The 26,291-nt window shown below is 72.1% G+C and carries 16 protein-coding genes and 1 tRNA gene; 7 read left to right on the top strand and 10 right to left on the bottom strand.

Going from position 1 to position 26,291, the window contains the following annotated elements:
- Window positions 1-99: 99 nt before the first annotated feature.
- Both H490_RS28215 and H490_RS28210 read left to right on the top strand, forming a co-directional pair.
- The gene (locus tag H490_RS28215) at window positions 100-906 is read left to right on the top strand and encodes an ABC transporter permease (protein WP_017884873.1); all 807 of its coding nucleotides are present in this window, start codon (window positions 100-102) and stop codon (window positions 904-906) included.
- Between the two features lie 4 nt (window positions 907-910).
- Window positions 911-1,696, top strand: a complete 786-nt coding sequence (locus H490_RS28210) for an ABC transporter ATP-binding protein (RefSeq protein WP_017884872.1) — start codon at window positions 911-913, stop codon at window positions 1,694-1,696.
- A 27-nt stretch (window positions 1,697-1,723) separates the two neighbouring features.
- Here H490_RS28210 and H490_RS28205 read toward each other — a convergent pair whose 3' ends face one another.
- Window positions 1,724-2,956, bottom strand: coding sequence for a hypothetical protein (locus tag H490_RS28205; RefSeq protein ID WP_017884871.1), 1,233 nt, complete (start codon window positions 2,954-2,956; stop codon window positions 1,724-1,726).
- 63 nt (window positions 2,957-3,019) lie between these two features.
- On the opposite strand from H490_RS28205, the gene H490_RS28200 reads away from it, so the two are divergent.
- Window positions 3,020-4,060, top strand: coding sequence for a glycosyltransferase family 2 protein (locus tag H490_RS28200; RefSeq protein ID WP_017884870.1), 1,041 nt, complete (start codon window positions 3,020-3,022; stop codon window positions 4,058-4,060).
- 42 nt (window positions 4,061-4,102) lie between these two features.
- On the opposite strand, the gene H490_RS28195 is transcribed toward H490_RS28200, so the two are convergent.
- The 3 genes from H490_RS28195 to H490_RS28185 all read right to left on the bottom strand — a co-directional run bounded on the left by H490_RS28195 (window position 4,103) and on the right by H490_RS28185 (window position 10,380).
- Window positions 4,103-6,472, bottom strand: coding sequence for a CDP-glycerol glycerophosphotransferase family protein (locus H490_RS28195; RefSeq protein ID WP_031290200.1), 2,370 nt, complete (start codon window positions 6,470-6,472; stop codon window positions 4,103-4,105).
- A 21-nt stretch (window positions 6,473-6,493) separates the two neighbouring features.
- Window positions 6,494-8,119, bottom strand: coding sequence for a S1C family serine protease (locus H490_RS28190; RefSeq protein WP_017884869.1), 1,626 nt, complete (start codon window positions 8,117-8,119; stop codon window positions 6,494-6,496).
- Between the two features lie 164 nt (window positions 8,120-8,283).
- A complete protein-coding gene (locus H490_RS28185; RefSeq protein WP_238560350.1) occupies window positions 8,284-10,380 on the bottom strand; it encodes a hypothetical protein in 2,097 nt (698 codons plus the stop codon).
- A gap of 376 nt (window positions 10,381-10,756) precedes the next feature.
- Here H490_RS28185 and H490_RS28180 point away from each other — a divergent pair.
- Window positions 10,757-10,833 (top strand) — tRNA-Met (locus H490_RS28180).
- A 313-nt stretch (window positions 10,834-11,146) separates the two neighbouring features.
- On the opposite strand, the gene H490_RS28175 is transcribed toward H490_RS28180, so the two are convergent.
- Together H490_RS28175 and H490_RS28170 are read right to left on the bottom strand one after the other, a co-directional pair.
- On the bottom strand, window positions 11,147-14,200 hold the full coding sequence (locus H490_RS28175) for a UPF0182 family protein (protein WP_017884867.1): 3,054 nt from the start codon (window positions 14,198-14,200) through the stop codon (window positions 11,147-11,149).
- Between the two features lie 218 nt (window positions 14,201-14,418).
- Window positions 14,419-15,507: a PDZ domain-containing protein gene (locus H490_RS28170; protein ID WP_017884866.1), complete on the bottom strand. Its 1,089-nt coding sequence runs from the start codon at window positions 15,505-15,507 to the stop codon at window positions 14,419-14,421.
- A 194-nt stretch (window positions 15,508-15,701) separates the two neighbouring features.
- On the opposite strand from H490_RS28170, the gene H490_RS28165 reads away from it, so the two are divergent.
- Together H490_RS28165 and H490_RS28160 are read left to right on the top strand one after the other, a co-directional pair.
- Window positions 15,702-17,102, top strand: coding sequence for a zinc-dependent metalloprotease (locus H490_RS28165; RefSeq protein WP_017884865.1), 1,401 nt, complete (start codon window positions 15,702-15,704; stop codon window positions 17,100-17,102).
- Between the two features lie 132 nt (window positions 17,103-17,234).
- Entirely contained in the window at window positions 17,235-18,200 is a 966-nt protein-coding gene (locus tag H490_RS28160; RefSeq protein ID WP_017884864.1) for a hypothetical protein, read from the top strand.
- Here H490_RS28160 and H490_RS28155 read toward each other — a convergent pair.
- Window positions 18,172-19,854, bottom strand: coding sequence for an ATP-dependent helicase (locus H490_RS28155; protein ID WP_017884863.1), 1,683 nt, complete (start codon window positions 19,852-19,854; stop codon window positions 18,172-18,174). The genes H490_RS28160 and H490_RS28155 overlap by 29 nt on opposite strands.
- Window positions 19,844-20,998, bottom strand: a complete 1,155-nt coding sequence (nudC, locus tag H490_RS28150; protein WP_017884862.1) for an NAD(+) diphosphatase — start codon at window positions 20,996-20,998, stop codon at window positions 19,844-19,846. Before nudC ends, H490_RS28155 begins: the two co-directional genes overlap by 11 nt.
- 123 nt (window positions 20,999-21,121) lie before the next feature.
- Here nudC and H490_RS28145 point away from each other — a divergent pair, with 123 nt between their 5' ends.
- Window positions 21,122-22,342, top strand: coding sequence for a phosphotransferase (locus H490_RS28145; RefSeq protein ID WP_017884861.1), 1,221 nt, complete (start codon window positions 21,122-21,124; stop codon window positions 22,340-22,342).
- 126 nt (window positions 22,343-22,468) lie between these two features.
- On the opposite strand, the gene H490_RS28140 is transcribed toward H490_RS28145, so the two are convergent.
- Both H490_RS28140 and H490_RS0116340 read right to left on the bottom strand, forming a co-directional pair.
- A complete protein-coding gene (locus tag H490_RS28140) occupies window positions 22,469-26,035 on the bottom strand; it encodes an ATP-dependent DNA helicase (protein WP_017884860.1) in 3,567 nt (1,188 codons plus the stop codon).
- Window positions 26,032-26,291, bottom strand: a 260-nt coding sequence (locus tag H490_RS0116340) for a PD-(D/E)XK nuclease family protein (RefSeq protein ID WP_238560349.1), incomplete at its 5' end; no start/stop codon positions are given. The genes H490_RS28140 and H490_RS0116340, both read right to left, overlap by 4 nt.

The raw sequence follows: 26,291 nt of genomic DNA, 5'->3' as shown, positions 1-26,291 counted from the left end.
CCGCGTTCGGTCGGCGGCGCGTCCACGGGTTCGCCCGGCGGGCGCGCCGCCGTGGACGCGCCTGCCGACGGAACCCCGAAAAACCGGCAGAATGGCTGTGTGACGTTTTCCTCCGAGCCCCGGTCGACGCGGTCGACGCGGTCGACGCGCAAGCGAGCCTGGTCGTCGCTGTGGCTGCTGACCCGGCGCGATCTCAAGGTTCGCTACTCCACCTCGCTGCTCGGCTACCTCTGGTCGATCCTCGATCCGCTGCTGATGAGCCTCATCTACTGGTTCATCTTCACCCAGGTGTTCAGCCGGTCCGTCGGCGAGACGCCCTACATCGTCTTCCTGCTGACCGCCCTGCTGCCGTGGGTCTGGTTCAACGGGGCGGTCTCCGACTCGACGCGCGCATTCCTGCGCGACGTGAAGCTGGTGCGCTCCGTAGCCCTGCCCCGCTGGATCTGGGTGGGTCGCATCGTCTGCTCGAAGGGCGTCGAGTTCGTGCTGAGCCTGCCCGTGCTCATCGCGTTCGCGATCGCGACCGGGGCCACCGTCGGGTGGGAGCTCGTGCTCTTCCCGCTGGCGGTGCTGATGCTCGCGACGCTCACACTCGGGGTCGGCCTGCTGGTCTCGCCGCTCGTCGTGTTCTTCCGCGACTTCGAACGCGCGACGAAGCTGATCCTGCGCGTGCTCTTCTACGCCTCCCCCATCATCTACGGCGCCGCCGACCTGCCCGAGTTCGCCCGGCCGCTCGCGTGGCTCAACCCGCTCTCGGGCATCTTCGCACTGTTCCGCGCCGGGTTCTTCCCCGACCAGCTCGACTGGGCGCTCGTGGGCGCCTCCGCCCTGGGCACGCTCCTCTTCCTCGTGATCGGCGTGCTCGTGTTCCGACGCTCCACCGGCGGCGTCCTGAAGGAGCTGTGACACGATGTACGAACTCGACGAGAACATCGGCCGCTCAGACTCCCCCGATGCGCCGCCCATCATTTCCGTGCAGAAGCTCGGGGTGCGCTTCCGACGCAACAAGGGCTCACGCCGCAGCTTCAAGGATCTCTTCTCGGGGCGGTCGCGCCGCAATCGCCCGGGCGAGTTCTGGGCGCTGCGCGACGTCTCCTTCGAGGTGCGGCCCGGCGAGGCGATCGGCGTGGTGGGCCGCAACGGGCAGGGCAAGTCGACGCTGCTGAAGCTCGTCGCCGGCGTGCTGCTGCCCGACGAGGGCACGGTGACCGTGCACGGCGGCGTGGCTCCGCTCATCGAGATCACCGGCGGCTTCGTCGGCGACCTGACCGTGCGCGACAACGTCAACCTCGCCGCGGGCCTGCACGGGCTCAGCCGTCAGGAGATCGCCGCGCGCTTCGCCGACATCATCGATTTCGCGGGCGCCGAAGACGTGATCGACACCCCGTTCAAGCACCTCTCGAGCGGCATGAAGGTGCGGGTCGCCTTCTCGGTCATCTCGCAGCTCGACGAGCCCGTGCTGCTCGTCGACGAGGTGCTCGCCGTGGGCGACCGGGCGTTTCGGGCGAAGTGCTATCGGCGCATCGAAGATCTGCTCGCGCAGGGGAAGACCCTGTTCCTCGTCTCGCACAAGGAGGGCGATCTGCGACGGTTCTGCTCGCGGGGACTGTACCTCGACAAGGGGCGGCTCGCGCTCGACGCGCCGATCGACGAGGTGCTGGATCGCTACAACGCCGATCACCCCGTCGGCGGTTAGGGGCCGCGGCTCGCGTGCGGGGCTCCGCTACTCCGCCGTCTGCCTCCGCCGCCACTCGTCGGCTTTCGCCAGCAGGCCCTCGATCGCGCCGTGGAAGCGGCGGGTCGGCGCCCCGGGCGAGGTGTCGCCGAAGTAGTGCTGCGACCACGTGCCCAGCCGCTCGCGGGCCGCATCGTCGCCGATCACCCGGTCCAGCACCGCCGCGATATCGCCGGCCTGATCCGCGTCGAGCCACTCGCACACGCTCAGGTAGCCGCCCTCGTCGACCTCGGCCTCGGGCGCGACCGGGCGGGTCACCATGAGCGGCTTGCCCGTGGCGAGGCGGTCGTAGACCATCGCGGAGATGTCGCAGATGGCGACGTCGGGCAGGCTCAGCTGCCAGCCGAGGGCGGGCGAGGTGTCGTACACGTGCTGCGCCGCCGGATCCTGCTGGTTGGCCTCCTGCAGCATCGCGATGATGCGGGTGTTCGCGGCCCCGAACTCGGAGTCGACCACGCCGCTGCGCGGGTGGGGCCGATACACCACGCGGTGCCGGCCGGTGGCGATGAGCTCGCGCACGAGGGCCTCGCCGTGGGTCGCCACGGATCCGTAGCACGCCGCCGGCCGATCGCCCTCCCAGGTCGGGGCGTAGAACACGACGGTGCGCTCGTCTGGCTCGAACGGCGGGGTGCCGCCCAGGTGATCGGCCTGCGGGCGGCCGATCGGGATCGTGCGCCGATCCACGTCGTAGTCCCAGAGCGCCTTCGACAGGCGGGCCTGCGCGGCGTCGCCCGCGACCAGTGCGAAATCGTACGTCTTGTACTGATTGCTGGTCATGTACATCTTGTCGCTCTCGCCGTGGTTGATGAACACGTGCCAGCGTCGGCCGTAGCGCATCATCTGGAAGTTGCGCGTGTTCTGGTTCACGTAGAGGATCACGTCGAGGGGCTGCTGCTCGATCACCCGCTCGAGGTCGGTGACCTTCTGCACGAAGGCGACGTCGAGGCCGCTCTCCTGCATCAGCTGCCGAGCTCCGGCCGCGTTGCGGGCGAGCACGAGCACCGGCCAGTGCTTCGAGAGCTCCTGCAGCGGCGCGTACCACTGGCGCATCTGGTAGATGTTGACGTCGCTGTCGGCGAAGTAGACGCCCACGCGGAAGCGCTGTTCGGGCAGGGGGCCCTGCTCGAGGATCAGGTTGCGCAGTTCGAAGTAGGCCCGTCGTCCCTTCAGCACGCGCTTCGCCAGTCGCACCGCGCGCTTCGCATCTTTCGCCAGTTGCATCCCTCCAGAATATCGCCAGTCCCCGTGAGACCCGTGACACGGAGGCTGTGGGAGGATCGTGGGGTGATCCTGCCGCCCCTCCCTGAGCTGCCCGCCGTGAGCTACGTCATGCCGGTGCTCAACGAGGAGGGGTATCTGGAGACGGCGGTGCGCACGATCCTCGACCAGGATTACGCGGGCGAGAAGGAGATCGTGCTCGCTCTCGGCCCGTCCCGCGACCGCACCGACGAGATCGCCGCGGCCCTCGCGGCGGCGGATGCGCGCGTGCGTCTCGTTGAGAACCCGCAGACGCACATCCCGGCGGGCCTCAACCTCGCGATCGCGGCGAGTCGCCACCCCGTCGTGGTGCGGGTCGACGCGCACTCGGAGCTCACCCCCGACTACACGCGGCGCGGCATCGAGGCGCTGGGGCGCGAGGGCGCGGCGAACGTCGGCGGCGTGATGCGGGCCGCGGGGCGCGGGGCGGTGCAGCGCGCGATCGCCCGGGGCTACAACAGCCCGTTCGGGCTCGGGGGCGGGGCGTACCACGGCGACGGCTCGGCGGCGCCCGCCGAGTCGGCGTACCTCGGCATCTTCCGTCGCGAGGCGCTCGACGCCGTCGGCGGCTACGATCCCGCGATCCTGCGCGGCGAGGACTGGGAGCTCAACCTGCGGATCCGCCGCGCCGGCGGCCTCGTCTGGTTCGAGCCCGCGCTCGGCGTCACCTATTGGCCGCGCGCCTCGCTCGGCGACCTCGCTCGGCAGTTCTTCGCGACCGGCACCTGGCGGGCCGTGCTCGTGCGGAGGTACGGGCGGGCGAACCCCTGGCGCTTCTTCGCCCCTGGGGCCCTGGTGCTCGGGCTCGCCGCAAGTCTCGTCGGCCTCGTGCTGCTCGTCTGCGGGGTGCTGCCCTGGGGCTCCGCCTGGTCGCTGCTGCTCGCACCCGCCGCGCTGTACCTGCTCGGGATCGCGTACGCCACGATCAGGATCCCGGATCAGCGCGGGCTGCGCGACCACCTGCTCACCGCCGCGACGCTCGTGACCATGCACCTGAGCTGGGGCTCCGGTTTTCTGCGGGGCATCACTCTCGGCGGCGGCCGAGTAGTCGACCGCTCGCGGGTGTAGCGGCCCCGACGAACGCGAGCGGCCGCCGGCACCGCCCGCCGCTCAGCCGAGCGCGCCCCGCTCGACGAGCGCCCTCACCACGCGCTCCGAGGCGCGACCGTCGTCGTGCGGGTTGAAGCGCTCCCGCCAGGCCGCCGCAGCAGGGGCAGACCGTCGCACCCAGTCCGCGGCCACGCCGAGCTCCGCGAGCTGCCGCGCGCACTCGACCACCTCGGATCGCTGCGACAGCAGCGGCCCGGGAGCCTCGCGCTCGAAATCGAAGGTGAAGCCTCGCTCACGGTCTCGGTAAGCCGCGAGATCGGGCACGAAGAAGACCGTCGGCAGCTGCGCGATCGAGGCGTCGAACATGATCGACGAGTAATCGGTGACGAGCAGATCGGCCGCGAGGATGACGTCGTTCACGTCGGGGTGCTGCGACGCGTCGACCACCCGGGCGGTCGCGCCTCCGTAGCGTCCGAAGGCGTGCGTGCGCGTGTGCCCGCGCGCCACGACGGTCCACTCCTCGCCGAGCTGCTCGGCGAGCGCGCGCACGTCGAGCTCGTCGACGAGCGTGAGACCGCCGTCGCGCCAGGTCGGCGCGTAGGCGAGCACTCGGGCGTCGGGGTCGATGCCGAGCGCCGCCCGCGCGGTGCGCACGGCGATCGGGTTGCGCTCGCTTCCGAGCATCGCCTGGGCGAGCCGGTCGTCTCGCGGGTAGCCGGTCTCGAGGATCTCGCCCCGGAACGCGTAGCTCGAGCGGAACTGCTCGGTCGAGTGGGGGTTCTGCGAGAGCAGGAGACTCCAGCGGCGGCTCTCGCGGCGGATCGCCAGGCGGGTGCGCAGACCCACGTTCGGGCGGCCGAGGGCGAGGTGCTTGAGCATCGTGCCGTGCCAGGTCTGCATCACGGTCTGGCCGCGGCGTCTGCGGAACCGGTAGCGCAGCCAGTCGTTGACGACGAGCAGCCTGGCGGTGCGCCGCGCCGCGAACCATTCGCGGCCGCCGACGAGCAGTGGCACGGCGCCCTCGGGCACTCGCTGCCGCTCGCCGGTGACGCTCCAGTAGCGGGTCAGCTGCGGGAAGCGGCGGGAGATCTCGCGGTCGAGGGCGAGCGGATTGCAGCTCACCTGGCGCCCGTAGAAGCTCTCGAAGAACACCGATGCGGGGGTGACGAGTTCGCGCAGCGGAGTGCGCAGCCGGATGATCTCGGAGAGCGCCCTCGCCGCCGCTCCCCCCTCCGGATGGGCGTGGAAGCGGGTGGCGAGCGAGCGCGCGTCCGCCTGCGCCGCCCGCGCCGCGAGCACGCTTCCGCTCAGCTCCGCGAGGCGGCGCGCCACCGAAGTCCAGTCGCGCTCGACGCGACCCGCGGCCGTCACCGCGAGAGGCTCGTAGAGGCCGCGGGTGGCGGTGTAGTGCTCGAGGTCGGGCGCGAACCACACGATCGGGCGCCCGAGCAACGAGAAGTCGATGGCGATCGACGAGTAGTCGGTGACCACCGTGTCGACTCCGCCGAGCAGCGGAGTGATGTCGCGCACGCGGTCCGCGCCGAGCAGGTGCACCCGCTCGCCGACCATCGGCTCGTATGCGCCGCTGCCGAGGGGGTGCGAGCGGATGAGCAGGTGGGCGCCGCTCTCGGCGAGGGTGCGCCGGATCAGCGCGACCTCTGCGGCGTCGGGCGCCGCGGGGTCGGGATCCCCGTCTCGCCAGGTGGGCGCGTAGAGCACGATCACGTCGGTGTCGGCGACGGCGGATCCGGCCTCGCCGAGGGCCTCGAGCAGCCGCGCTCGCGCTGCGGCCGCGGCCTCGGGGTCGCGCGCCTGCTGTGCGAGTGCGTCGTCGCGAGGGTCTCCGAGCACGCGCACCTTGCCCGGATCGACCCGGAACGCCGAGCGCAGCCGCTCGGCGGCGGTGACGGAGCCCGCGACGAAGAGGTCGATCTCGCGCGAGCCCGCGAGGTACATGCGGCGCAGCAGCGCCCGCACCGGGGCCGGCCCGCGCACCGCCGTGGTGACGGGCGAGTCGAGATGCAGTCGTTTGAGGGGCGCCCCGTGCCACAGCTGCACGACGGTGGCGCCGTAGACGCCGAAGCGGTTCGCGTCGCCGAGACCGTGGGTCACCACGACGCGGCTCGCCCTGAGGGTCTCCCAGTAGCCTGCCCGGCCGCGGCGGGGCACCGCTTCGAAGCCCTCCGCTCGGGCGAGTTCGGCCTCGGCATCGTCTGCCACGAGCCAGACGATGCGGGCATCGGGGTCGGAGGCGCGCAGGGCTCGAGCGAGGGGCAGCGCTCCCTCGCCCACTCCGATGCCGCTGCCGAAGACCCAGCGCTGCTCGCCCCGCGGAACGAACCACGAGACGAGCAGCGACAGCAGGTATTTGGGAAGCGCGAGCAGTTTGGCGAGGTTGCCGCTCGCGAAGCTGAATCCGGCGGTACTCATCGGATTCAGCTTAGCGTCGAGCTACCACTCCAGCGTGCCGAGGGTGGCCTCGGTCTGCTGTTCTTCACCCCCGCGGGTGTAGTCGATGGAGACGGTGCTGCCACCGGGGTGCATTCGCACGAGGGCCGAGACCGAGGTGCCGTCGACCGCGGGCACGCCGTCCACCGCCGTGATGACGTCTCCGGCGCGCAGACCGGCGCTGTCGGCGGCGCCGCCGCGGGTCACGTCGACGAGCAGACCGCCCGCGTGGTTCGCGTCCTCGTCGGTGTCCTGGCTGGAATCGGCGACCGAGGCGCCGAGCAGGCCGTGCGAGGGCTGCTCGCCCGCGATGATCTCATCGGCGACGCGGGTCGCGAGGTTGACCGGGATCGCGAAGCCGAGGCCGTCGCTGCCCGCAACGCCCTGCGAGCTCGTGGGCGAGGCGATCGCGACGTTGATGCCGATGAGCTCGCCGTTGCCGTTGAGCAGCGCACCGCCCGAGTTGCCGGGGTTGATCGACGCGTCGGTCTGGATCACAGGGAGCGTCACTGTGCCGCCCGTGGTCTGCTGCTGTTGCTGCTGCTCGCCCTGGTCCGGAAGACCGAAGCGGAAGTCCCACGGGCTGGTTCCACCGCTGCCCTCGTCGTCCTGGGGCGTCGGATCCTGCGGTACGAGCGCGCTGCCGACCGAGATGCCGCGGTTGACGGCGCTGACGACACCGCTGGTGACCGTGTTCGCGAGGTTGAGCGGCGCGCCGATGACGACGGCGAGATCGCCCACGTTGAGCTCGTCGGAGTCGGCGACCTCGATCGCGGGCAGCCCGTCGGCGTCGACCTTCACCACCGCGAGGTCGGAGTACGGCGCGGTGCCGACCACTTCGCCGTCGAGGATGCGTCCGTCGCTCAGCTTGACGCGCACCTGCGGATCGAAGGTGGCTCCGTCGAGCGTGACGACGTGCGCGTTGGTGATGATGTAGCCGTCTTCGCGGTAGATCACGCCGGAGCCCGACCCCGAGGCGCCGTCGCTCGTGACCTGCAGCGTGACGACGCTCGGGGTGGCGACCGCGGCGACGCCCGAGATCTGCGTCGCGTTGTCGGCGTTGTTGAGCGTCAGCGTGCCGGTGCCGCCGCTCTCGGCCACCGTCTGCGGCGCCGCGTTGGAGGCGACGATGGCCGCCACGCCGCCGCCGACCACGCCGCCGAGCAGCGCACCGATGGCGAGTCCCGCGAGCAGCGCACCGCTGCGGCTCTTCGGCTGCGCGTGCGCGGTGGTCGATGTCTGCGGAGCGAACTGCGGCTCCGCGTGCGACTCGTGCGACGGGTGCTGCGGCTGGCCGGGCTGCGAGTAGGCGCCCTGCTGGTCGTGCTGAGGGTAGCCCTGCTGGTTCGGAGAGGACTGCTGCTGGTATGCCTGCTGCGCGTGCTGATCGTGTCCGTGGAGCGGCGTCGGATGCTGCGGCTGAGCGCCCTGCGGCTGCCCGTGCCACGAGGCCTGCTGATCCGCGAGGCTCTCGGGCAGCGGGGTGGTCGGCTGCGTGGCGTGCGGCGCCGGCTGCTCCGGCGCGGCGGAGGCGGGCTGCTGCGGCGATGCGGCGCCCTCACCCGCCCCCGCAGGAGTGCCGGTGGTGTGCTGAGCGCCCGGGTGGTCGTGCTCGGGGTTGGTCGTCATGGGGGCTCCCTTCTCGTAACCCCTACCCTGGCCTGCGAACTTATGAATTGCATTTACGAGCACTGCGTGTCAGCTGCGGATCGCGGCGCGGATCCCGTTTCTGCTCGCCGCCTCGAGTCGCCGGTCAGCGGGGAAGGCTGCCTCGCGCGCTTGTACGGGCGGCCCTACCCCAGCCCGGACCCCTTCCCTCTCGCTCGGCGCCTCCTGTCGCGCACGACGGCGGCACCCGCGATGGCGGTGCCGCCTACGAGCAGCAGGCCTCCGGCCGCTGAGAGCAGCAGCAGGCCCTGCTCGCCGCCGGTCACCGCGAGCATCGACGACCGTTTCGCGGGGACCGGCCCCTCGGACACGGGGTTCGGCGCCGTCGGCCGCGGCTCGGCCGCTCCGGGCTCGGGACTCGCCGCCGGCGCGATCCGCGGCTTCTCGAGCACCGTCGTCACCTCGTCGCAGCGGTCGCGGTCGGTCTCGAGCGTCTCGTTCGCCTCGCAGGGATCGGCGTCCGTCCGGGGCGGCAGCACGTTCGCCTCGACCGTCGCACGGTTGACGTGCTCACCGTGGCCGTCGGGCCCCGCCGCCAGCGGCAGCTCGGCCGTGAACTCGACTGCGGCTACCGCACCGCCGTTGAGCGAGAAGCCGTCCCACAGGCCGGTGGCCGGATCGAAGACGCCGGCGGGCGCCCCGGCCGGCACGGCCGCCTCCCCCGTCTCCGGCAATCCGGCCTCAATCACGACGGGCGGGTCTACCACTTCGATCCCGATCGCGTCCGCCGGGAAGATGTCGCGCACCACCAGGCTCTCGGCCCACGCGTCGATGCCACCGGCGTTGCGCACCGCGATCCGGTACCGCACGGTGGCCGACGCGCCGTCGTCGGCGAGCACCGCCTCCCCCACCTGGGACTTGTCGATCTGCAGCGCCGGAGGCGGGCCCAGCGGCGCATCGAGCTCCACCTGCGAGCACTCGGTACCCTCGGCGAGCAGCACCGCCCCCGCGACGCACTCGCCCATGCCCGGCAGTCCGAACGCGTTGACCGATGAGGCGATCCGCGGCAAGCCCGCCTCCAACCAGGCGGCGTAGTCGAACGGCACCGACGCGGTGATGCTCTCGCCGGGCTGCAGCGACGGGTAGGCCCAGGTGCTCCCCTCGACCGTGCCGCTCGAAGGCTCCACGATGGTCAGCTGCTCGGCCGCCTCCTGCCCGTTCACGAAGAAGCGGTCGATCGCGGTGCCGGCGCGCACCACGTAGCCGGATGCGCCGGAAGACGGGTTGCTGATGCGCAGCAGGTACCCTCGGTCGCCGTCCAGGGTCTTCTCGAACAGGGGCGGTCCGACCGTGCGCGCCCCACCGCTCACGGAGCCGTAGCCGGTGTCGGAGGTCACGAGCACCGGTGCCCCGTCGTCGACTCGGAATGCTCCGGCGATCTGTCGATTGGCCGGGTCGAGACTCTGCCCCGTCATCGCGGAGCCGCCGGTGACGTGCACGACGAATCGCTGCTGCTGACGTATCTTCGGGGCGACGAAGCCCACGCGCACGTCGCCGTTCGGCAGCTCCTCCACGGTCATGCCGTTGTGGGAGTCGAAATGCTGCTCCGTGCCGACGATCGGGCGCGTGCGGTCCTCGCTCACCGCGTAGGCAGCGGCACGGAGCGTCTGCGGGTCGAGCCGGTACTCGTGCGGGTTCGACAGCACCACCTCGATGCGACGACCGCCCTCGGACGCGGCGGGCTCGTCAGCGCGGTGCGCCAGCTGCCACATCAGCGCGGCGCCCGGCGTCGCCGCATAGGCGGAGGTGACTCCCATGGGGGCGAGCTCCTCCAGCACGACGCCGAGCTCGCCGTTCTGAACGGGGATGCAGGTCGAGACGCGGCCCGCGAGGTTCTCGCCCAGCACCGGAGGAGCGCCGAGCCCGTAGAACTCGTAGAACGCCGAGATCGACACGCTCCGATCGACAAGGCCGTCGACCGCGGGCAAGAACTCGTAGTCCACCCACGTCGAGGCCCGATCGTCGGCTCCGTAGGCCGTTGCGCCGCCGACGCTCCGCGCGACCCGCGTGCCGTCGATCTCGAGGAACGGCGGGCGCGCCGCGTACACGTTCTCGAAGTCGATGCGGATGCGGTCTCCTGCGGCGACCGATGGTGCGAGCTCGAGCTCGAGGGTGTAGTCCCCGATACCCGCGTGCCAGCGGAAGTGCCGCAGCTTGTAGTCGTAGAGCACGGAACCCGCGGAGCTCTCGACCGTCTTCTTCGAGATCGCTGCTCCGGTCACCGCGCACTCGTTAGCTGCCTGCGCCCCGCTCTGCGGGACGGCGGGGGTGAGGAAGCCGACGCCCGAGAGGATAGCTCCGACGGCGGCGAGCCCGGCGAGGCGGAGCAGCCTGCGAGGCGCGCAGAATCGTGGTGCGATGAGATCGCGGATGCCGCTTGATGGCGGGAGCTGCGGCCTTCGGGTCGGCGGCGGGTCGAGGCGGTTCATGAGGTTCCCTTCGGTGAGACGGTGTGGGTTTCGATCCGCCCCGCCGCACCGGCACGCATCTCCCCCGATCCTGCCCGCCGCCCGCGCACCGGAATCCGCACTGTCCACAGGCGGTGTTCCGGGCCGATTTGCATTCACTCGGGGCGCCGTGTAAAGTAAATTCTTGTGCCGCGGGGTGGAGCAGTTCGGTAGCTCGCCGGGCTCATAACCCGGAGGTCGTAGGTTCAAATCCTGCCCCCGCAACCAGTTGAGAAGAGGCTCCCGAAAGGGAGCCTCTTCGCTTTTCCGCTGCGTTTCCCGCGCCGGAGCCCTCGCTCACCGCGTCGAACGGCCGTCTGCGTGGCGACGCCCGCGAAACGATTCGCGCCTCTGCGCGGCTCGGAACGGCGCGCGCGGGTGAGTCCGCATAGACCCGCACCGGCGTGCGGGAGAATCTTCGCCCAGTGCGTTCAGGCTCTCATGTGAGCGGAGTCCCGTGCGCCACCGCGCAGCTCCCACACGCGAAGGCGGCCGGGCCGAGGGTTCCCCCTCGACCCGGCCGCCTCATCGGTGCGGAGCCCTACTCCGCCGCCAGCGCCTCCTCCAGAGCGGTGCGCAGGCGCGCATCGGCTTCGCCGAACGCGGTCCAGTCGCCGTCCTGCATCGCCTGGTCGCGGTCGCGGATCGCCTGCTGCATGTCGCGCAGCGCGTCGTCGAGCGAGACCGCACCCCTGGTCGAACCGCCGGTGCCGCCCGTCGCGTCCCCGGTGTCCTCCGATCCGGTGTCGTCGCCGGTCTCGCCGTCGACCGGATCCTCGGTGGTGGGGGTGGTGCCGCCGTCGCCGGCGCTCGCACCCGAGTTGCCGCCGAAGAGCGCGTCGAGGGCGGCGTCGAGGGTGTCCTCGAAGGCGATCTGGTCGCCGAAGGCGACGAGCACCTTCTGCAGGATCGGGAAGCTCGTGCCCGACGACGCCTTCACGTAGACCGGCTGCACGTACAGCAGGCCGCCGCCGACGGGCAGCGTCAGCAGGTTGCCGCTGATCACCTGGCTCTCGCCCTGACGCAGGATGTTGAGCAGGCGCGAGACCTCGGAGTCGGTCGTGAAGCTGTTCTGCACCTGGCCGGGGCCGGGGATCGGGTCGCCCTTCGGGAGCGTCAGCAGCTTCAGCGTGCCGTACTCCTCGGAGACCTCGCCCGCCTGCGATCCGGCGTTCGAGTTGGCGGCGAGATACCCGGTGAGGATGTCGCGCGAGCCCTCGCCCTGCTGGTCGGGGATGTAGGTCGAGTAGATCGAGAAGTTCGGCTCGGCGTCGGCGCCCGCCGCGAGCGTCAGGTAGTACGGCGGCTGGGCGAGCGCCTGCGCCCCCGCTCCCGCGCTCGAGACGGGATCGTTCGGCGTTCGCCAGCGATCCTCGGCCGAGTAGAAGGCGTCGGCGTCGGTGACGTGGTACTCGCCGAGCATCGCGCGCTGCACCTTGAAGAGGTCGCTCGGGTAGCGCACGTGCGCGAGCAGATCGCCGCTCATCTCGGAGACGCTCTCGAGCGTGCCCGGGAAGATGTTGCCCCACGCCTTGAGCAGCGGATCCTCGGCGTCCCACGCGTAGAGCTTCACGGAGCCGTCGTAGGCGTCGACCGTGGCCTTCACCGAGTTGCGGATGTAGTTGACCGGCTTGGACAGCGGGTCGGTGCGCTCGTTGTCGGCGTCGACCGTCAACGCGTTCATGTCGGTCACCTCGGAGTAGGGATAGTCTGCCGAGGTGGTGTAGCCGTCGATGATCCAGACGATGCGGCCGTCGACCACCGAGGCGTAGGGCGCCCCGTCGACGGTGAGGTACGGTGCGACCTTCTGCACGCGGTCGACCGGGTGGCGGTCGTACAGGATCTGCGATCCGTCGACCACGGCGCCCGAGAGCAGCACTTCCATGTCCTGGAACTTCAGCGCGTAGATGAGCTTGGTGAAGAGGTTGCCGAGTTCCGGCCCGCCCTCACCCGAGAAGGTCGTCATGTTCTGGCGGCCGCCGCCTCCGGCGCTCTCCTCCTCCTCGGCCTCGACGACCTCGGTCTCCTGAGCCGTCTCGCCTTCGGCGGGCGCCTCGGCCTCGGCCGGAGCGGCGCCCTCCTCGTCCTCTGCGGAGGCCTCGGCCGCGCTCTCGGCGTCTGCGGGGAAGTCGAGCTCGATGGCCCGATCCCGCTCGCCGCCCACGATCGAGTACTCGGGCGAGTTCATGCCGAAGTATACGCGGGGCTCGAACTTGCCGAGCTTGCCGCTGGTCGGGATGCCGTTCTCGAGGAAGACGGGCTCGCCGCCCGGCGAGCGCTGGTTGCCGAACGCCGCCACGAGGCCGTAGCCGTGGGTGTAGACGAGAGTGCGGTTGTACCAGCCGTCCTGGTCGCTGATGTCGATGTCGCGGATCGCCGAGACCGTGTCCTCGACCTGGCCCTCGATCTCGTAGCGGTCGACGCTGAGGGTGGTCGGGAACTTGTAGTACTGGCGGATCTGCTCGAGCTGAGCGAACGTCGGCGACACGATCTCGGGGTCGATGATGCGGATGTTCGCCGTGGTGACCGCGTCGTTGCGCAGTGCGCCCGGCTCGGCGTCGGTGACGGCGTCGTAGCGCTCGACCTCGACGTTCTCGATGCCGTAGGCGGCCCTCGTCGCCTCGATGTTGCGCTCGATGTACTCGGCCTCGAGGCTCTTCTCGTCGGGGCCGACCTGGAACTGCTGCACGGCCCACGGGTACCCCATGCCGAGCACGATGCTCGAGACGAGGAACAGCGCGGTGCCAATGACCGGCAGCCGCCACTTGCCGGTGAACGCGGTGATGAGGAACAGCACCGCCACGATGAGGGCGATGCCCGCGAGGATCTGCTTGCCCGGGATCACCGCGTGCACGTCTTGGAACAGGGCGCCCGTCCACCGGCCGCCGTTGTCGGCGAGCGACGCGTACTGGTCGAGCCACAGGCTGCCGGCCTGCAGCACCAGGTAGAGGGTGGCGATGACGGCCGCCTGGATGCGGGTGGCCTTCGACACGCGCACGTCGCGACCCGAGAACGAGATGCCGCCGTAGAGGTAGCTCGTGGCGACGCCTGCGATGAGCGCGATGAGGGTGACCGCCGAGGCGAAGCCCACGATGCCCTGCAGCATCGGAAGGTCGAAAAGGTAGAAGGAGACGTCGAAGCCGAACTGCGGATCGGTCTCGCCCGTGGGGGCGCTGTTGAGCCAGAGCAGCGCGCGCTGCCACTGCGTGGCCGTGCTGATGCCCGCGAACAGGCCGAACACGGCGGGCAGCGCCCACTTCACGAGCCGGCGCAGCGGCTCGAACAGCTCTTGATAGCGGTCGAGCTGCGCGGTGAGGCGCGCGTAGACGGGGCGCTTGCGGTAGGCGACGTCGATCGCGAAGAACAGCGGCACCGCCATGCCCGCGAAACCGATGAGGAACATCACCCCCGCCGCGATCCACTGCGTGGTGAGCACGGGCAGATACCCGATCTGTCGGTACCACAGCACCTCGGCGAACACCGAGGCGACCGCGAGGAAGCCGAGGATCAGCAGCACCACCAGCACGACGGTGATGGCGAGCGGGGAGATTCTGCGTCGAGTGGCGGCCGGAGCGCCTGCGTTCTGGTCGGTCACGTCTTCGAGTTACTTCCTGTCCTGAGTGCGCGCGTGAGGCGCGCCGGGCGGGTGCTGCGGACCACCCTATCGGTCGCCGCTGACAAAGCGCCGGGCCGAACCGCACTTCGCCGCCGCGCCCGCGGGGACGCCGGCCTCCGCGCGACGCCCGCTCGGCGACGCGGTTCGAGGCCCCGTTCTCGCGCGGGACCCCGGGTCCGGGAGGCTCCGGAGAGCGCTCAGGCGCCCGCCCCGCACCGCTCGAGCCCCGCGGGCTCCTCCCCCGCCGCCACGGCCTCCACGGCCGAGATCGCCTCGTCGAGCGTGGCGACCGGCGCGATCCTGAGCCCCTCCGGTCGCCGCTCGGGCAGGTCGCCGCAGTTGCCGATCGGCATCAGGAAGAGGTCGCTCTCGGCCCGATCCGCCGCCCACATCTTCTGGGCCAGGCCGCCGATCGCGCCGACCTCCCCCGTGCCGGAGATGGTGCCGGTCGCGCTGATGATCGACCCGTCGACCATCGTGCCCGGAGTGAGCCGCTCGACGAGACCGAGCGCGAAGACGAGGCCCGCGCTCGGACCGCCGATCTGGGAGAGGCTGATGTCGACCTCGTTCGGCAGCTCGTAGCTGGAGGCGATCGTGGCGCCGATCAGCGGCTCGTCACCGCCCTGCGGGATCCGGGGCTCGATCGCCGCCTCCTGCGGAACGCCCTCGCGCTCGATGCCGAGCACGATCCGGCCTCCCGCGCCGGTCTCGGTCACGAGCGCCCGCAGCTCGGCGAAGTCGGCGATGGGGGCGCCGTCGGCGGTGAGCAGCACGTCGCCCTCCCGCAGCACACCGTCCGACGGACCGTCCTCTATCACCGCCGCGACGCTCAGCTCGACGGGCACGGCTTCCCCGAGCCAGCGGAACGCCGCGGCGGCCGCCTGCATCTGCGACGAGTCCATGTACGCGGCGTTCTGCGTCTGCCGCTGCTCGAGCGTCACCCCCTCGGGGTAGAACTCGGCGACGGGCGCGACGCGCTGCGCCGGATCGAAGAGCGAGGGGACGAGCGACAGCCAGCTCCTCGGGTGCGCGGGATCGCCGAGGATCGAGACCGTGAGCAGGTTCAACTCGCCGTCGGCCTCGTACAGCTCGGCGTCGTCGACCGAGATGACGGGCTCCACCTCGCCGTCCTCGAGCTCCACCTCGCCCAGCGTGTTGACCACCGGCCCCGGCCGCTCGACCACGAAGGGCGATGGGATCAGCGCGGCCAGCAGCACCGCGCACGCGACCAGCGCGAGGGCGAGCATGATGCGCAGGCGACGGCGTTCGATCCGGTCGTCGTTCACTGGTCTCCTCCACGGGGCCCGTCGCTGCACCGGGCCCGGAACTTCACTGCGCGCGGCTTCGCCAGGGCCGATGCGCCGCCCCGCCTGTTCGCAGTCGGCGCAATGGGATTCGCCGAGCGACGGCCAATCTAGCAGGCGGATCTGATGGACGTGCCGTAGCGTGGTCGGCGACGCACGAAGCGGAGGAGCGGGCAATGAGCGAGAGCGATCACGACAACTCTGGCGGCCGGGGTCCGGAGGACTTCGAGGAGCTGCAGCGCATCCTCCGGGAGATGCTCCAGGGCGGCCGCGCGGGGGCGAACGGCATGGACGCGGAGCAGTTCGCGAAAGCCGCCGGCATCCCGGTCGACCCGAAGACGCTGCAGGGGCTGTTCAGCACGCTGCAGGGCGCCATGCAGCACCCCACCGACGAGATCGACTGGTCGACGGCGCGCCGCACCGCGATCGAGGTCGCGAGCGACGGCGCCCCCGCGGGCGATCCGGCACCGGCGATGCGCGCGTTCCCCGTGGCCGCACTGTGGCTCGACGAGGCCACCGAGCTGGGGCCCACCCCCGACGCGCCGCGCACGCTCACCCGCATCGAGTGGGTGCAGCAGTCCGTCGACACCTGGATCAGCCTGGCCGAGCCGGTCGCCGAGTCGATCACCGGCGCGCTCATGAACGCGCTGCAGAGCCAGATGCCCGAGGAACTGAGCGACGCGCTGCAGGGGGCGACCCCCGTGCTGCGCAGCGTGGGCGGCGCGCTGTTCGCGGTGCAGCTCGGCACGATCGTGGGCCGGCTCTCCGGCGAGGTCGTGTCGGCGGGAGACATCGGGATCCCGCTGCTCTCGGGGCCGGGCCGCGAGGGCGGCGCGCTGCTGCCGAGCGGGGTCGCGGCGTTCGCGGACGGGCTGGATCAGGACGCCGAGGCGGTCACCCTCTACCTCGCCGTGCGCGAGCTCGCGCACGCGCGGCTGTTCCGGCACTCCAAGTGGCTGCGGCTGCACCTGCTCACGGCCATCACCGATTACGCGCGCGGCATCAGGATCGACACCGATCGCATCGAGGAGATGGCGCGCGACATCGATCCGCAGCACCCCGAGCAGATCCAGGAGCTCATCTCGAACGGCGCGCTGATCCCGCCGAAGACCGAGGCGCAGGAGGCCGCGCACGCGCGGCTCGAGACGATGCTCGCGCTGATCGAGGGCTGGGTCGATGTCGTGACCGCGGAGGCGGCGAAGCGGATCCCCGGCGCGGACGCGATCGCGGAGATGGTGCGGCGGCGGCGCGCGACCGGCGGCCCTGCCGAGCACGCGTTCTCGGCGCTCGCGGGGCTCGAGTTGCGGCCCCGGCGTCTGCGCGACGCCGCGGCGGTGTGGCGGCTCGTCGCCGAGCGCAGCGACGCTGCGACGCGCGACGGGCTGTGGGCGCACCCCGATCTGCTGCCGACCGCCGAGGAGCTCGATCACCCGGCCCGCCTGCTCGAACGGCTCGGGCTGGCCGGCGCGGCGCCCGACGCCGAGGCCGACGAGTTCGATGCGGCGCTGGCCCAGCTGCTCGACGGCGAGCTGCCGCCGCACGAGGGCGGCGAGGACGGACAGGGTCGCTCGGCCTGACCCGCAGCGGGACCGCCCCGGTGACGCGAGCACTTCGCTCACAGTCGGGCGGATCCGGCGCACTCCCGGCGATCCCGCCCGGCACCTGTGAGTAACAGCCTCGGCGGCGATGCGGTGACGCAGACTCGTGCCATGAACGACACGATCACCCGCATCCGGCCCGATCTCCCGCTCTGCTGGGAAGACCCCGACACGCTGCGCGTCGGGTTCGAGCGGGCGCAGGCGCGCGTGCGGCACCCGAGCCCCGGCGCGCAGCGCCTCATCGGAGCACTCGTCTCCGGCATCGCGCCGCGCCGCCTCTCGCGGGAGGCCCAGCGGTTGGGGGCGACCCCGCAGGAGGCCAGGGAGCTGCTCACGGCGCTCTCTCCCGCGCTCGAGTCGGTGCCCGCGGCCGGCGCTCCGGATCGAGAGGGGCCGGATCGAGAGGCGCCGGTGCGGACGGCGCGGGATCGGGACGGCTCGACTCGACGGGCGCCGGTGCACGGCGGCTCGCTCGGAGACGCGCGGCGTCGAACGGTGGCGCCCGCAGCCGCGCAGCGCTCGCTGCGGGCGCTGGTCTGCGACGACGGCCGCGAGGTGCCCGGCCTGCGCGCCGCGCTGAGCGCCACCGGCCTGTGCGCGCTCGACGAGCAACCGTCGCTCGAGCAGGGGTACGAGCTCGTGGTGCACGTCGAGCGCTTCCTCGAACCGCTCGAACGGGCGCAGCGCTGGCTCAGCCTCGCCGTGCCCCACCTGCTCATCCGCTTCACCGACCGCACCGTGACCGTGGGCCCGCTGGTCTCGGAGCGGGGCGCGCCCTGTCACACGTGCTGCGCGCTGACCATGCTCGACGAGGATCCGGCCTACCCGGTTCTCGCCGCGCAGCTCTACGGCTCGAGCCCCCGCACCGAGACGTCCGCCGGCGCGCACATGGCGGCCGCGTTCGCCGCCATGCTCATCGGCCGCTGGCGCGCGGGCGACCCGTCGGCCCGCACCACGCGCGCGATCATCCCGATGCGTCGCGGCCAGGTGAGCGACGCCCCTCGCCTCGCCTCCGTCGCACCGCACCCCGAGTGCGCGTGCGGGGCGTTCACGCCAGCAGACCGGCCTCCGCGATGAACCGGGACGGCCGACGCGGGGCGCGGGCGCCTCCGCCCACACCCGAGAGGCGCAGCACATCGCGCGCGCGGGTGAAGGCGACGTAGGCGAGCCGCCGCTCCTCCTCGATGGCCGCCTCGTCGGCGGCGTGGGCGATCGGCAGCACGCCCTCGCTCATGCCGACCACGTGCACCATCGACCACTCGAGGCCCTTCGCCGCGTGGATCGCGCTCAGCGTCACCGCCTCGAGCGTCGGCTCGTGCTGCGTGCGCTGCCGGGCGAGCAGCTCCTCGCTGAACTCGCGGATGCCCGCACCCGGCGGCATCTCGTCCACGAGCGCGAGCAGCGCGCCGAGCGCCTCCCAGCGCTCCCGTGCGGCGGCGCCCTCCGGCGGCTTCTCGGTCCACCCTCCGGCCCGCAGCACATCGCTCACGATCTGGAACAGCGGCCGGGGGTCGGCGACCTTCGCCTCGCCTCTCACGAGCATCACCGCCTGCCGCACGTCGGCGCGCTCGAAGAAGCGCTGCGCGCCGTGCACGCGCGTGCTGATCCCGCGCTGCCGCAGCGCCTCCTCGAAGCGGGCCGACTGCGCGTTCGTGCGGTAGAGGATCGCGATCTCGGAGGCGCGGGTGCCCGCGCTCAGCGCATCGGCGATCGAGCCCGCCACCGCGGCCGCCTCGTCGTGCTCGCTGCCGAACCACTCGAAGGTGGGCGCATCCGCCTCGGTGCGCTCGCGAGTCGCCCGCAGCGTGAGCGCCCCCGGCCGGTCGCGCATCAGACGGTTGGCGAGCCGCACCACCGGTTCGGTCGAGCGGTAGTTCCGTTCGAGCCTGATCTCGCGCGCGTGCGGGTACTCGACGCCGAACCGCAGCAGGTACGAGCTCGTCGCCCCGGCGAAGGAGTAGATGGTCTGGCTCGCGTCGCCGACCACGCAGAGATCATCGCGATCTCCGAGCCACACCCGCAGCAGCGCGTGCTGCAGCGGCGACACGTCCTGGAACTCGTCGACGGTGAAGAAGCGGTAGCGCTCCCGCACCTGCAGCGCCGCGAGGGGCTCGGCCTCGAGCATTCCCGTGAGCAGCACGAGCACATCCTCGAAGTCGATCTGCCGCCGCTCCTCGAGCAGTGTCGTGTAGGCCCGGTGCACGTCGACCAGCTGCTCGGCCGTGAGCCCCTGCGGCAGCGGTCGATCCTGCACCCGCTCCGCGTAGTCGTCGATGCTCAGCATCGAGGTCTTGCGCCACTCGATCTCCGAGGCGGCGTCGCGCAGCGCCTCGCCGCCGAGCCGCAGCCCCATACCCTCGACGGCCTGCGACAGGGCGGCGACCTTGCCGGGCAGCACCTTCGGCGCGGCCCCGCCCACCAGCTGCGGCCAGAAGTGCCCGAGCTGCGCGAGCGCCGCCCCGTGGAAGGTCTGCGCGCGCACCCCCTCCGCGCCGAGCCCGCGCAGACGCCCCTGCAGCTCCCCCGCCGCCTTGCGGGTGAACGTCACCGCGAGCACGCGCTCGGGGGCGTACACGCCGCTGCGCACGCCGTAGGCGATGCGGTGCGTGATCGCCCGCGTCTTGCCCGTGCCCGCGCCTGCGAGCACCGCGACCGGCCCGCGGAGGCACTCCGCGATCTCCCGCTGCTCGGGATCGAGCTCCGCGAGGATCTCCTCCGCGTCACTCGCCATGCGCACCCTCAGCGAGCGCGACGGCGGTCTCGTCGGGATCGGCAACCGCGCGATCGCGATCGCTCGGACCGCTCGCGGCGCCCGATCCGGCCGAGCCGCCCGCATCACCCGCGCCCCCGTCCGAGGCGGGATCCCGGTCGCCCTCGGCGACCCAGCGGTCGATCATCCAGCGAGCGATCGAGAGCGGCATCGGCAGCGTGATGCCGGCGGCGGGGCTGCGCAGCTCGTCGCGCGTGAACCACCGCAGCTCGGAGATCTCCTCGGGATCCGGGCTGAGATCGAGCGGATCCGCCCCCTCCGCGAGCCGAGCTCGGAAGCCGAGCATGAGCGAGCGTGGGAACGGCCACGGCTGCGAGGCGACGTACTCGACCTCGCCCAGGCGCACGCCCGATTCCTCGAACACCTCGCGCGCGACGGTCTGCTCCAGCGACTCGCCCGATTCCACGAAACCCGCGAGCAGTGAGAAGCGTCCGCTCTCCCAGAGCGCGTTCGACCCGAGCAGCACCCGATCCTCGTGCTCGATGAGCACGATCACAGCCGGGTCGGTGCGCGGGAAGTGCTCGCCGCCGTGCGCGTCGCGCCGCATCCAGCCGCCGAGCCGCGGCTCGGTGAGGCTGCCGTCCCGCGGCGAGAACCGCGCCGACTCGTGCCAGCGCACGAGTCCCGAGGCGACGGCGATCATCTCGCGTTCGGCCTCGGGCAGACGATCGGCGAGTTCGAAGGGGTGCCGCCACTCCTCGCCGGGCAGGCCTGCGGCGGGCGGGCTCGCGGGATCGCTCGGCGCCGCCTCCCCCACGCCTGCTCCGGCCGCGCGGGGCGCCGCGTCGCGATCGACGCCATCGGCGCCGCGCTGCGAGACGGCGACGGCGAAGACGGGATCCCCGTCCACCCGACCGAGGTAGAGATGGCGCGCGCGCTGATCCGGCCCCGCGGCCTCGAACTCCCCCGTGGTGGGGATCAGCGCGAGGCGAGGCCCGCCCGCACCGTGCGACGCGCCTCCGACGACCGGCACCTCCACACCGCGCAGACGCAGCAGCTTCGCGGCCGAGTCGTTCCAGGCGGCGCTCAGACGCCCGGCATCGGCGCGGGTCTCGGCGTCGCGGTCGAGCGCCCGGCCGGCGAGCGGCGGGTGGTCGGCAATCATCGCGTCTCCTCTCGGGCGGGGGCGCCGAAGCATCGCATCTCGATCCCCCGAAGTTGCGTGCGGTGTGCCGTGCGGTGCGCGTGGCGCGGCCCAGGAGTCCGCGAGCGTGCATACCCTGAATACATGGCCACCATTCCCTTCACTCTAGCCGCGCTCGCGACTTCGGCCGTACCGGGTCTCGTCGTCTTCGGGGTTCGCGCGCACGAGGGCGACGAGAGCTTCGCCTCCGCAGTCGTCGCCGGCGAAGACGCCGAGCTGCTGGTGCGGGTGCCCCGCACGCAGGCCGCCGAGGTGCAGCAGTCGGCCGAGCTGCTGGGGATCGCGGCGCTCACGGAGGGCCCCCGCAGTCGCCTGCCGTTCGAGGTGCCCGAGACGCTCGGGATGACGCGGGCCGGCGACACGCGGGCCGTGGTGACGACCATGCTCGGCGGCGCCCGCTTCGAGGCCGAGGATCTCTCGCACGACGCCCGGCTGCTGCAGCCGATCGCGGAGGCGATCGGGGCGATCCACGATCTGCCGACGAGCGTCGCGCAGCAGGGCGGGCTGCCCGTGCGCAGCGCGCAGGACCTGAGACTGCTCACGACGCGCCTCATCGACCGGGCCGAGGCGACGCGCCTGCTGCCCGAGACGGTGCTGCGGCGCTGGCAGCAGACGGTGGAGACCGCCGACATCTGGGATTTCACGCCGACCGTGGTGCACGGCTCGCTCGATGCCGAGCAGCTGTTCGTCGATGACGACCGGATCACGGGCGTGACCGGTTGGTCCGAGCTCTCGGTCGGAGACCCGGCCTCCGACCTGGCATGGCTGCTGGCCGCCGGCTCGGACGTGCTCGACTCGGCGCTCGCCAGGTATGCCCAGAACCGTAACACGGGCTCGCTCTCCCACCTGCGAGTGCGGGCCGCGCTCTACCACGAGTTGGAGGTGGCGCGCTGGCTGCTGCACGGGGTGGAATCGCACGATCAGGCGGTGATCGACGACGCCGTGAGCATGCTCGACCGCATGGTCGGCTCGTCCGGCGCGCTCGGCGCGGCGTTCTCCGCGGCGAAGCACCGCTCTCCGCTCGACGAGTCGGAGGTGACGGCGCTGCTCGACGAGACTCCCGAGGTGGCCGACCACCTCTCGGACACGGCCGCCTACGAGGCACTGGACGAGGATCGCATGTTCGGGGTCGACACCGACTTCATCGAGCCGCTCCGCGAGGGGGGCGACGAGGAGGCCGAGGCGTCGCCGAGCGGGGGCGGTGAGCCCGCTGAGGACGGTGCGGAGCACATGACCGAGCCGCTCTCGGATCAGCTGACGCAGCCGATCGACGACGAGGACCTGCCGGAGACCCCCGCCCGCTGAAGCGGGTTCGGTGGCGGCCCGCCCCGGCGCTGCCGGGCGACTCCAGCTCATTCGCGGTCGCGGCTCGCCCCAGCGCTGCCGGGCCGCGCTGCTCGGCCGCTGCGGCGCTGCTCATTCCCGGCGGCGCTACGGCGCGGGGCGCAGGCGCGCTGCGGCGGAGTTCCAGATCTCTTCGAGTTCTTCGAGGCTGCGCGGTCGGCTGCCGGTGAGTTCGACGCCCTCGGCGACGTAGAACAGCGAGACGTCGATTCGTCCGGGGTCGACGTCGGCCCACTGCGCGTAGGCGTGCCGGTAGAGATCGAGCTGGAAGAAGCGGCTCTCGCGCTCGGCGTCGGTGCGCGGCGACCGGCCCGCCTTCCAGTCGACGATCTCGAAGCGGTCGACCGCGCCGCCCTGTCCGGGGAACCGGTAGACGGCGTCGAGCTTGCAGACGAGTGTGCGGCCGGCGAAGGGCAGCGTGACCTCCTGCTCGACGGCGATGGGCTGCAGCTCCGCCCATCGCGACTGCTCGAACTGCTCGATCAGGGGCCTCAGTTCGGCTTCGCCGTCGAACTCGGCGAGTTCGGGCTCCCACCCCTCGAGGTCGAGCCCGGTGAGCGGCAGCGCGGTGCCCCGCGCGGTCGTGGCGCGCCGCTCGACCCACTCGTGAAAGCGGTTGCCGATGCGGGTGCGCCGGTAGGGCCGCTGAGGAACGGGGCGCAGCCTGCGCCGTTCCGCGAGGGCTGGATCGTCGATGAACTCGTGGAAGGTCGAGGCCGTGATGCGCTCGGGCAGGCCGGGCTCCGGCGGAGCGTGGGCTCCGACTCCGACTCCGGCTCCGGCTCCAGCGTTCGCTCCGGCTCCGACTCCAGCATCCGCTCCAGCCCCAGCGTGGGCTCCGGTGCCTGAGCGGGGGTCGGCGACCGCGCCCGGGACGCCCGCCTGCGCCGGTGAGCCGCCGACCGGCGAGCCGGCCCGGACGGCGGCTCGGCGCTCGGCGAGCAGCAGTCGCACGGTCTCGTCGAGGTCGGGGTCGTCGAGCGAATCCCGGCCTTCGTCTGCCCCGTCGATGGCGGCCCGCACCGCTGCGGCTGCGCGCATCACGGCGGGTTCGCGGGCGCCGAGGGGATCGAGCGGCCACTGCAGGGCGAGCTCGGCGAGCTCGCTGGGGTCGGATTCGTGGGCGCTCTGCTCGGGCAGCCCCGCGATGACACCGGCCTGCTGGAGTTCGAGCAGGTAGGGCGACGGGGTGCGAGGGCGGGTCTGCCCGCCCCAGAAGGCACCGCTGAGCAGCAGCCGGCTCGCCGAACGGGTCACCGCGACGTAGGCGAGGCGGCGCTCCTCGTCGTGATGCCGGTCTTTCAGCTGTTCGCGGTAGGAGGCGATGCGGTCGCGCAGCTCCTGCTGCGTGTCGGCGATGCGCCAGTTCAGTTCGGGGCGCGCGGCGGCGTCGCCGCGCAGCTCGTCGGGCAGTTCTCCGGTGCGCAGCCAGCCGGCGCCGCTGCGGGGGCTGGACGGAAACTCGCCCGCGACCAGGCGAGGCACGGCGACGATATCCCACTCGAGGCCCTTCGCGCCGTGGGCGGTGATGAGCTGCACGGTGCCGGGGGCGGGTGCCGCCACGTGCTCGGCCGCTTCATCGGCCTCGACCGCCCGCTCGATCCACTCGAGCAGCGACGCGAGCGTGCCTCGGTTGTCGACCGAGAGGTAGCCCTCGACGAGCTCCGTGAAGATGTCGAGGTTGGCGTGCGCCGCCGAGCCCCCGGCGTGCTCGCGCGCCTCGTTGGCGTCGAGCTCGATGTCGAGCCGCAGCGCCTGCACGGTCGCTCCGATGAGTTCGGGGATGCTGCCTCCGACCCCCCGGCGCAGCGCTGCGAGCATGCGGCCGGCGTCGCGCAGCCGCTCGCGCCCGGCCTCGCTGACGCCGCGCAGCGCCGCGTGGTCGAGGCTGCGCATGGTGGCGATCTGGTCGAGCGCGTCGATGAGGGTGAACTGCCGGTCGGGGTCGGGCAGCACGCTGTCCTCGGCGCGATCCTCGTCGCTGAGAGGCTGCTGCGAGACGTCGCGCCCCGCGAACCAGCGGGCCGCGTCGCGCAGTCCGGCGACATCGGCGACGCCGACGCGGAAGCGGGGGCCGGTCAGCAGCCGGATGAGGTCGCTGCCGGCGTCGGCGTACCAGATGCAGCGCAGGGTGCTCACGACGTCGGTGACCTCGGGGGTGGTGAGGAGGCCGCCGAGGCCGATGATGCGATTGGGCACGCCCGCCTCGGTGAGCGCGGCCGAGAAGGCGGCCATCGGGCTGCGCGTTCGGAAGATGACCGCGGCCGTGGGCGGCTCTCCGTGCTCGGCGAGGTGGGCGTCGCGCGTCTCGCGCATCCACTGCGCCACCGCGGCGCGCTCCTCGTGGGCCGTCTCGGGGTACCGCCACTCGATGGAGCCCTCGGCTGCGCCGGGTCGCGGTGCGAGCCCCGGTACGTCGATCGCGGCGTCGGCGGCGAGCGGCGCGGCGATGACGTTCGCCGCGTCGAGCACGCGGTCGGGGTTGCGCCAGCTCGTGGAGAGCGTGAGGGTGGCGGGGGCCGTGCCGCCGTCGGAGGGCCCGCGACCCCGGAAGTCGGAGTGGAACGACTGCAGCCCCTCGGCCGAGGCGCCTCGCCAGCCGTAGATCGACTGGTGCGGGTCGCCCACCGCCATGACGGAACCACCGGCGAAGATGCGCGAGAGGAACCGGGTCTGCCCCACCGAGGTGTCCTGCACCTCGTCGAGCAGCACCGCGCGGTGCCTGCGGCGCAGCACGGCGACCGCATCGGCGGAGCGCTCGAGCGCCAGCGTGGCGAGGGCGAGCTGGTCGGAGAACTCGATGACGCCCCTGCGCTGCTTCTCGGCCGCGTACTCGCGGGCGAGACGGGTGATGAGCGGGGTCTCTGCGAGACTCGCGACCGCGTCGCGCACCGGCGCGTAGATCTTGCCGCTCGGCTCGCCGCCGAGTTCCTTCTCGTTGTAGGGCAGGTGGATCACGCGCCCGAACTCCTCGACGACGCGGTCGACGCGGTCGAGCGAGGTGAGGTGGTCCGAGACCGCGTGGTCGAGGTTCAGCAGGTGGCGGATGAGCTGGGGCAGGCTGAGCTCGCTCGTGGCGAGTTCGGGATCGCGGCTCGCGATCACGGTGTCGCGGGCGATGCGCCAGGCCGTCGCCTCGTCGATGACCGCGGCTCCCGGTGCGATGCCCGCGGCCGCCCCGAACTCCTGGAGCACACCTGCCGCGAAGGAGTTGTAGGTGCTCACGTCGGGAAGATCGAGGCCGTCGGCGAGCTGCTCGGCGAGCACTGAGGCGCGTTCGGCCTCGCCCGGGGAGAGCGCCCCCCGCTGCGCCGCATCGCGCACCCGCTCGACGAATGCGTCGATCCTGCCCGAGATGCGCTCGCGGAGTTCGCCCGCGGCCTTGCGGGTGAAGGTGAGACCGAGCACCTGATCGGGCTCGACGAGTCCGTTCGCGACGAGCCAGACCACCCGATTGGCCATCGTCTCGGTCTTGCCGCTGCCGGCTCCGGCCACCACGAGGGTGCTGCCGCCGAGCGGGTGCTCGATGACGGCGCGCTGCTCGTCGGTCGGTACGAGAGCCGGTTTGGGCGGCACGGCCAGTATCTCGGCGATGCGCGAGGCGGAGAAGACGGGGGCTTCGTGGAGCGCGCGCGCCATCGGGTCGCGGGTCATGCGCGGCTCACCGCCGGAATGATGTGCAGCCGGCAGTCGCCGGGCTGATGGGGGTCGGAGCAGTGGTGTTCGACACGGGCGGTGAACTCGCCGGCCGCCATGACGCCGGCGATCTCGACGACGCGCTGCTGCAGCAGGTGCATTGCCTGCTCGGTGATGGGCTGCTGCACGCGTTCGACGTAGTCGGCCCGCTTCGTCGCGTCGGGGTGCACGTAGAGCAGGCGGGCCCTTTTCGAAATGCTTTTCTCTTTGGACA

The organism is Leucobacter sp. UCD-THU, assembly GCF_000349545.1.
Classification (GTDB): domain Bacteria; phylum Actinomycetota; class Actinomycetes; order Actinomycetales; family Microbacteriaceae; genus Leucobacter; species Leucobacter muris.
The sequence above is the reverse complement of the archived record's forward strand: the minus strand, read 5'-3'. Positions and strand labels throughout refer to the sequence as shown.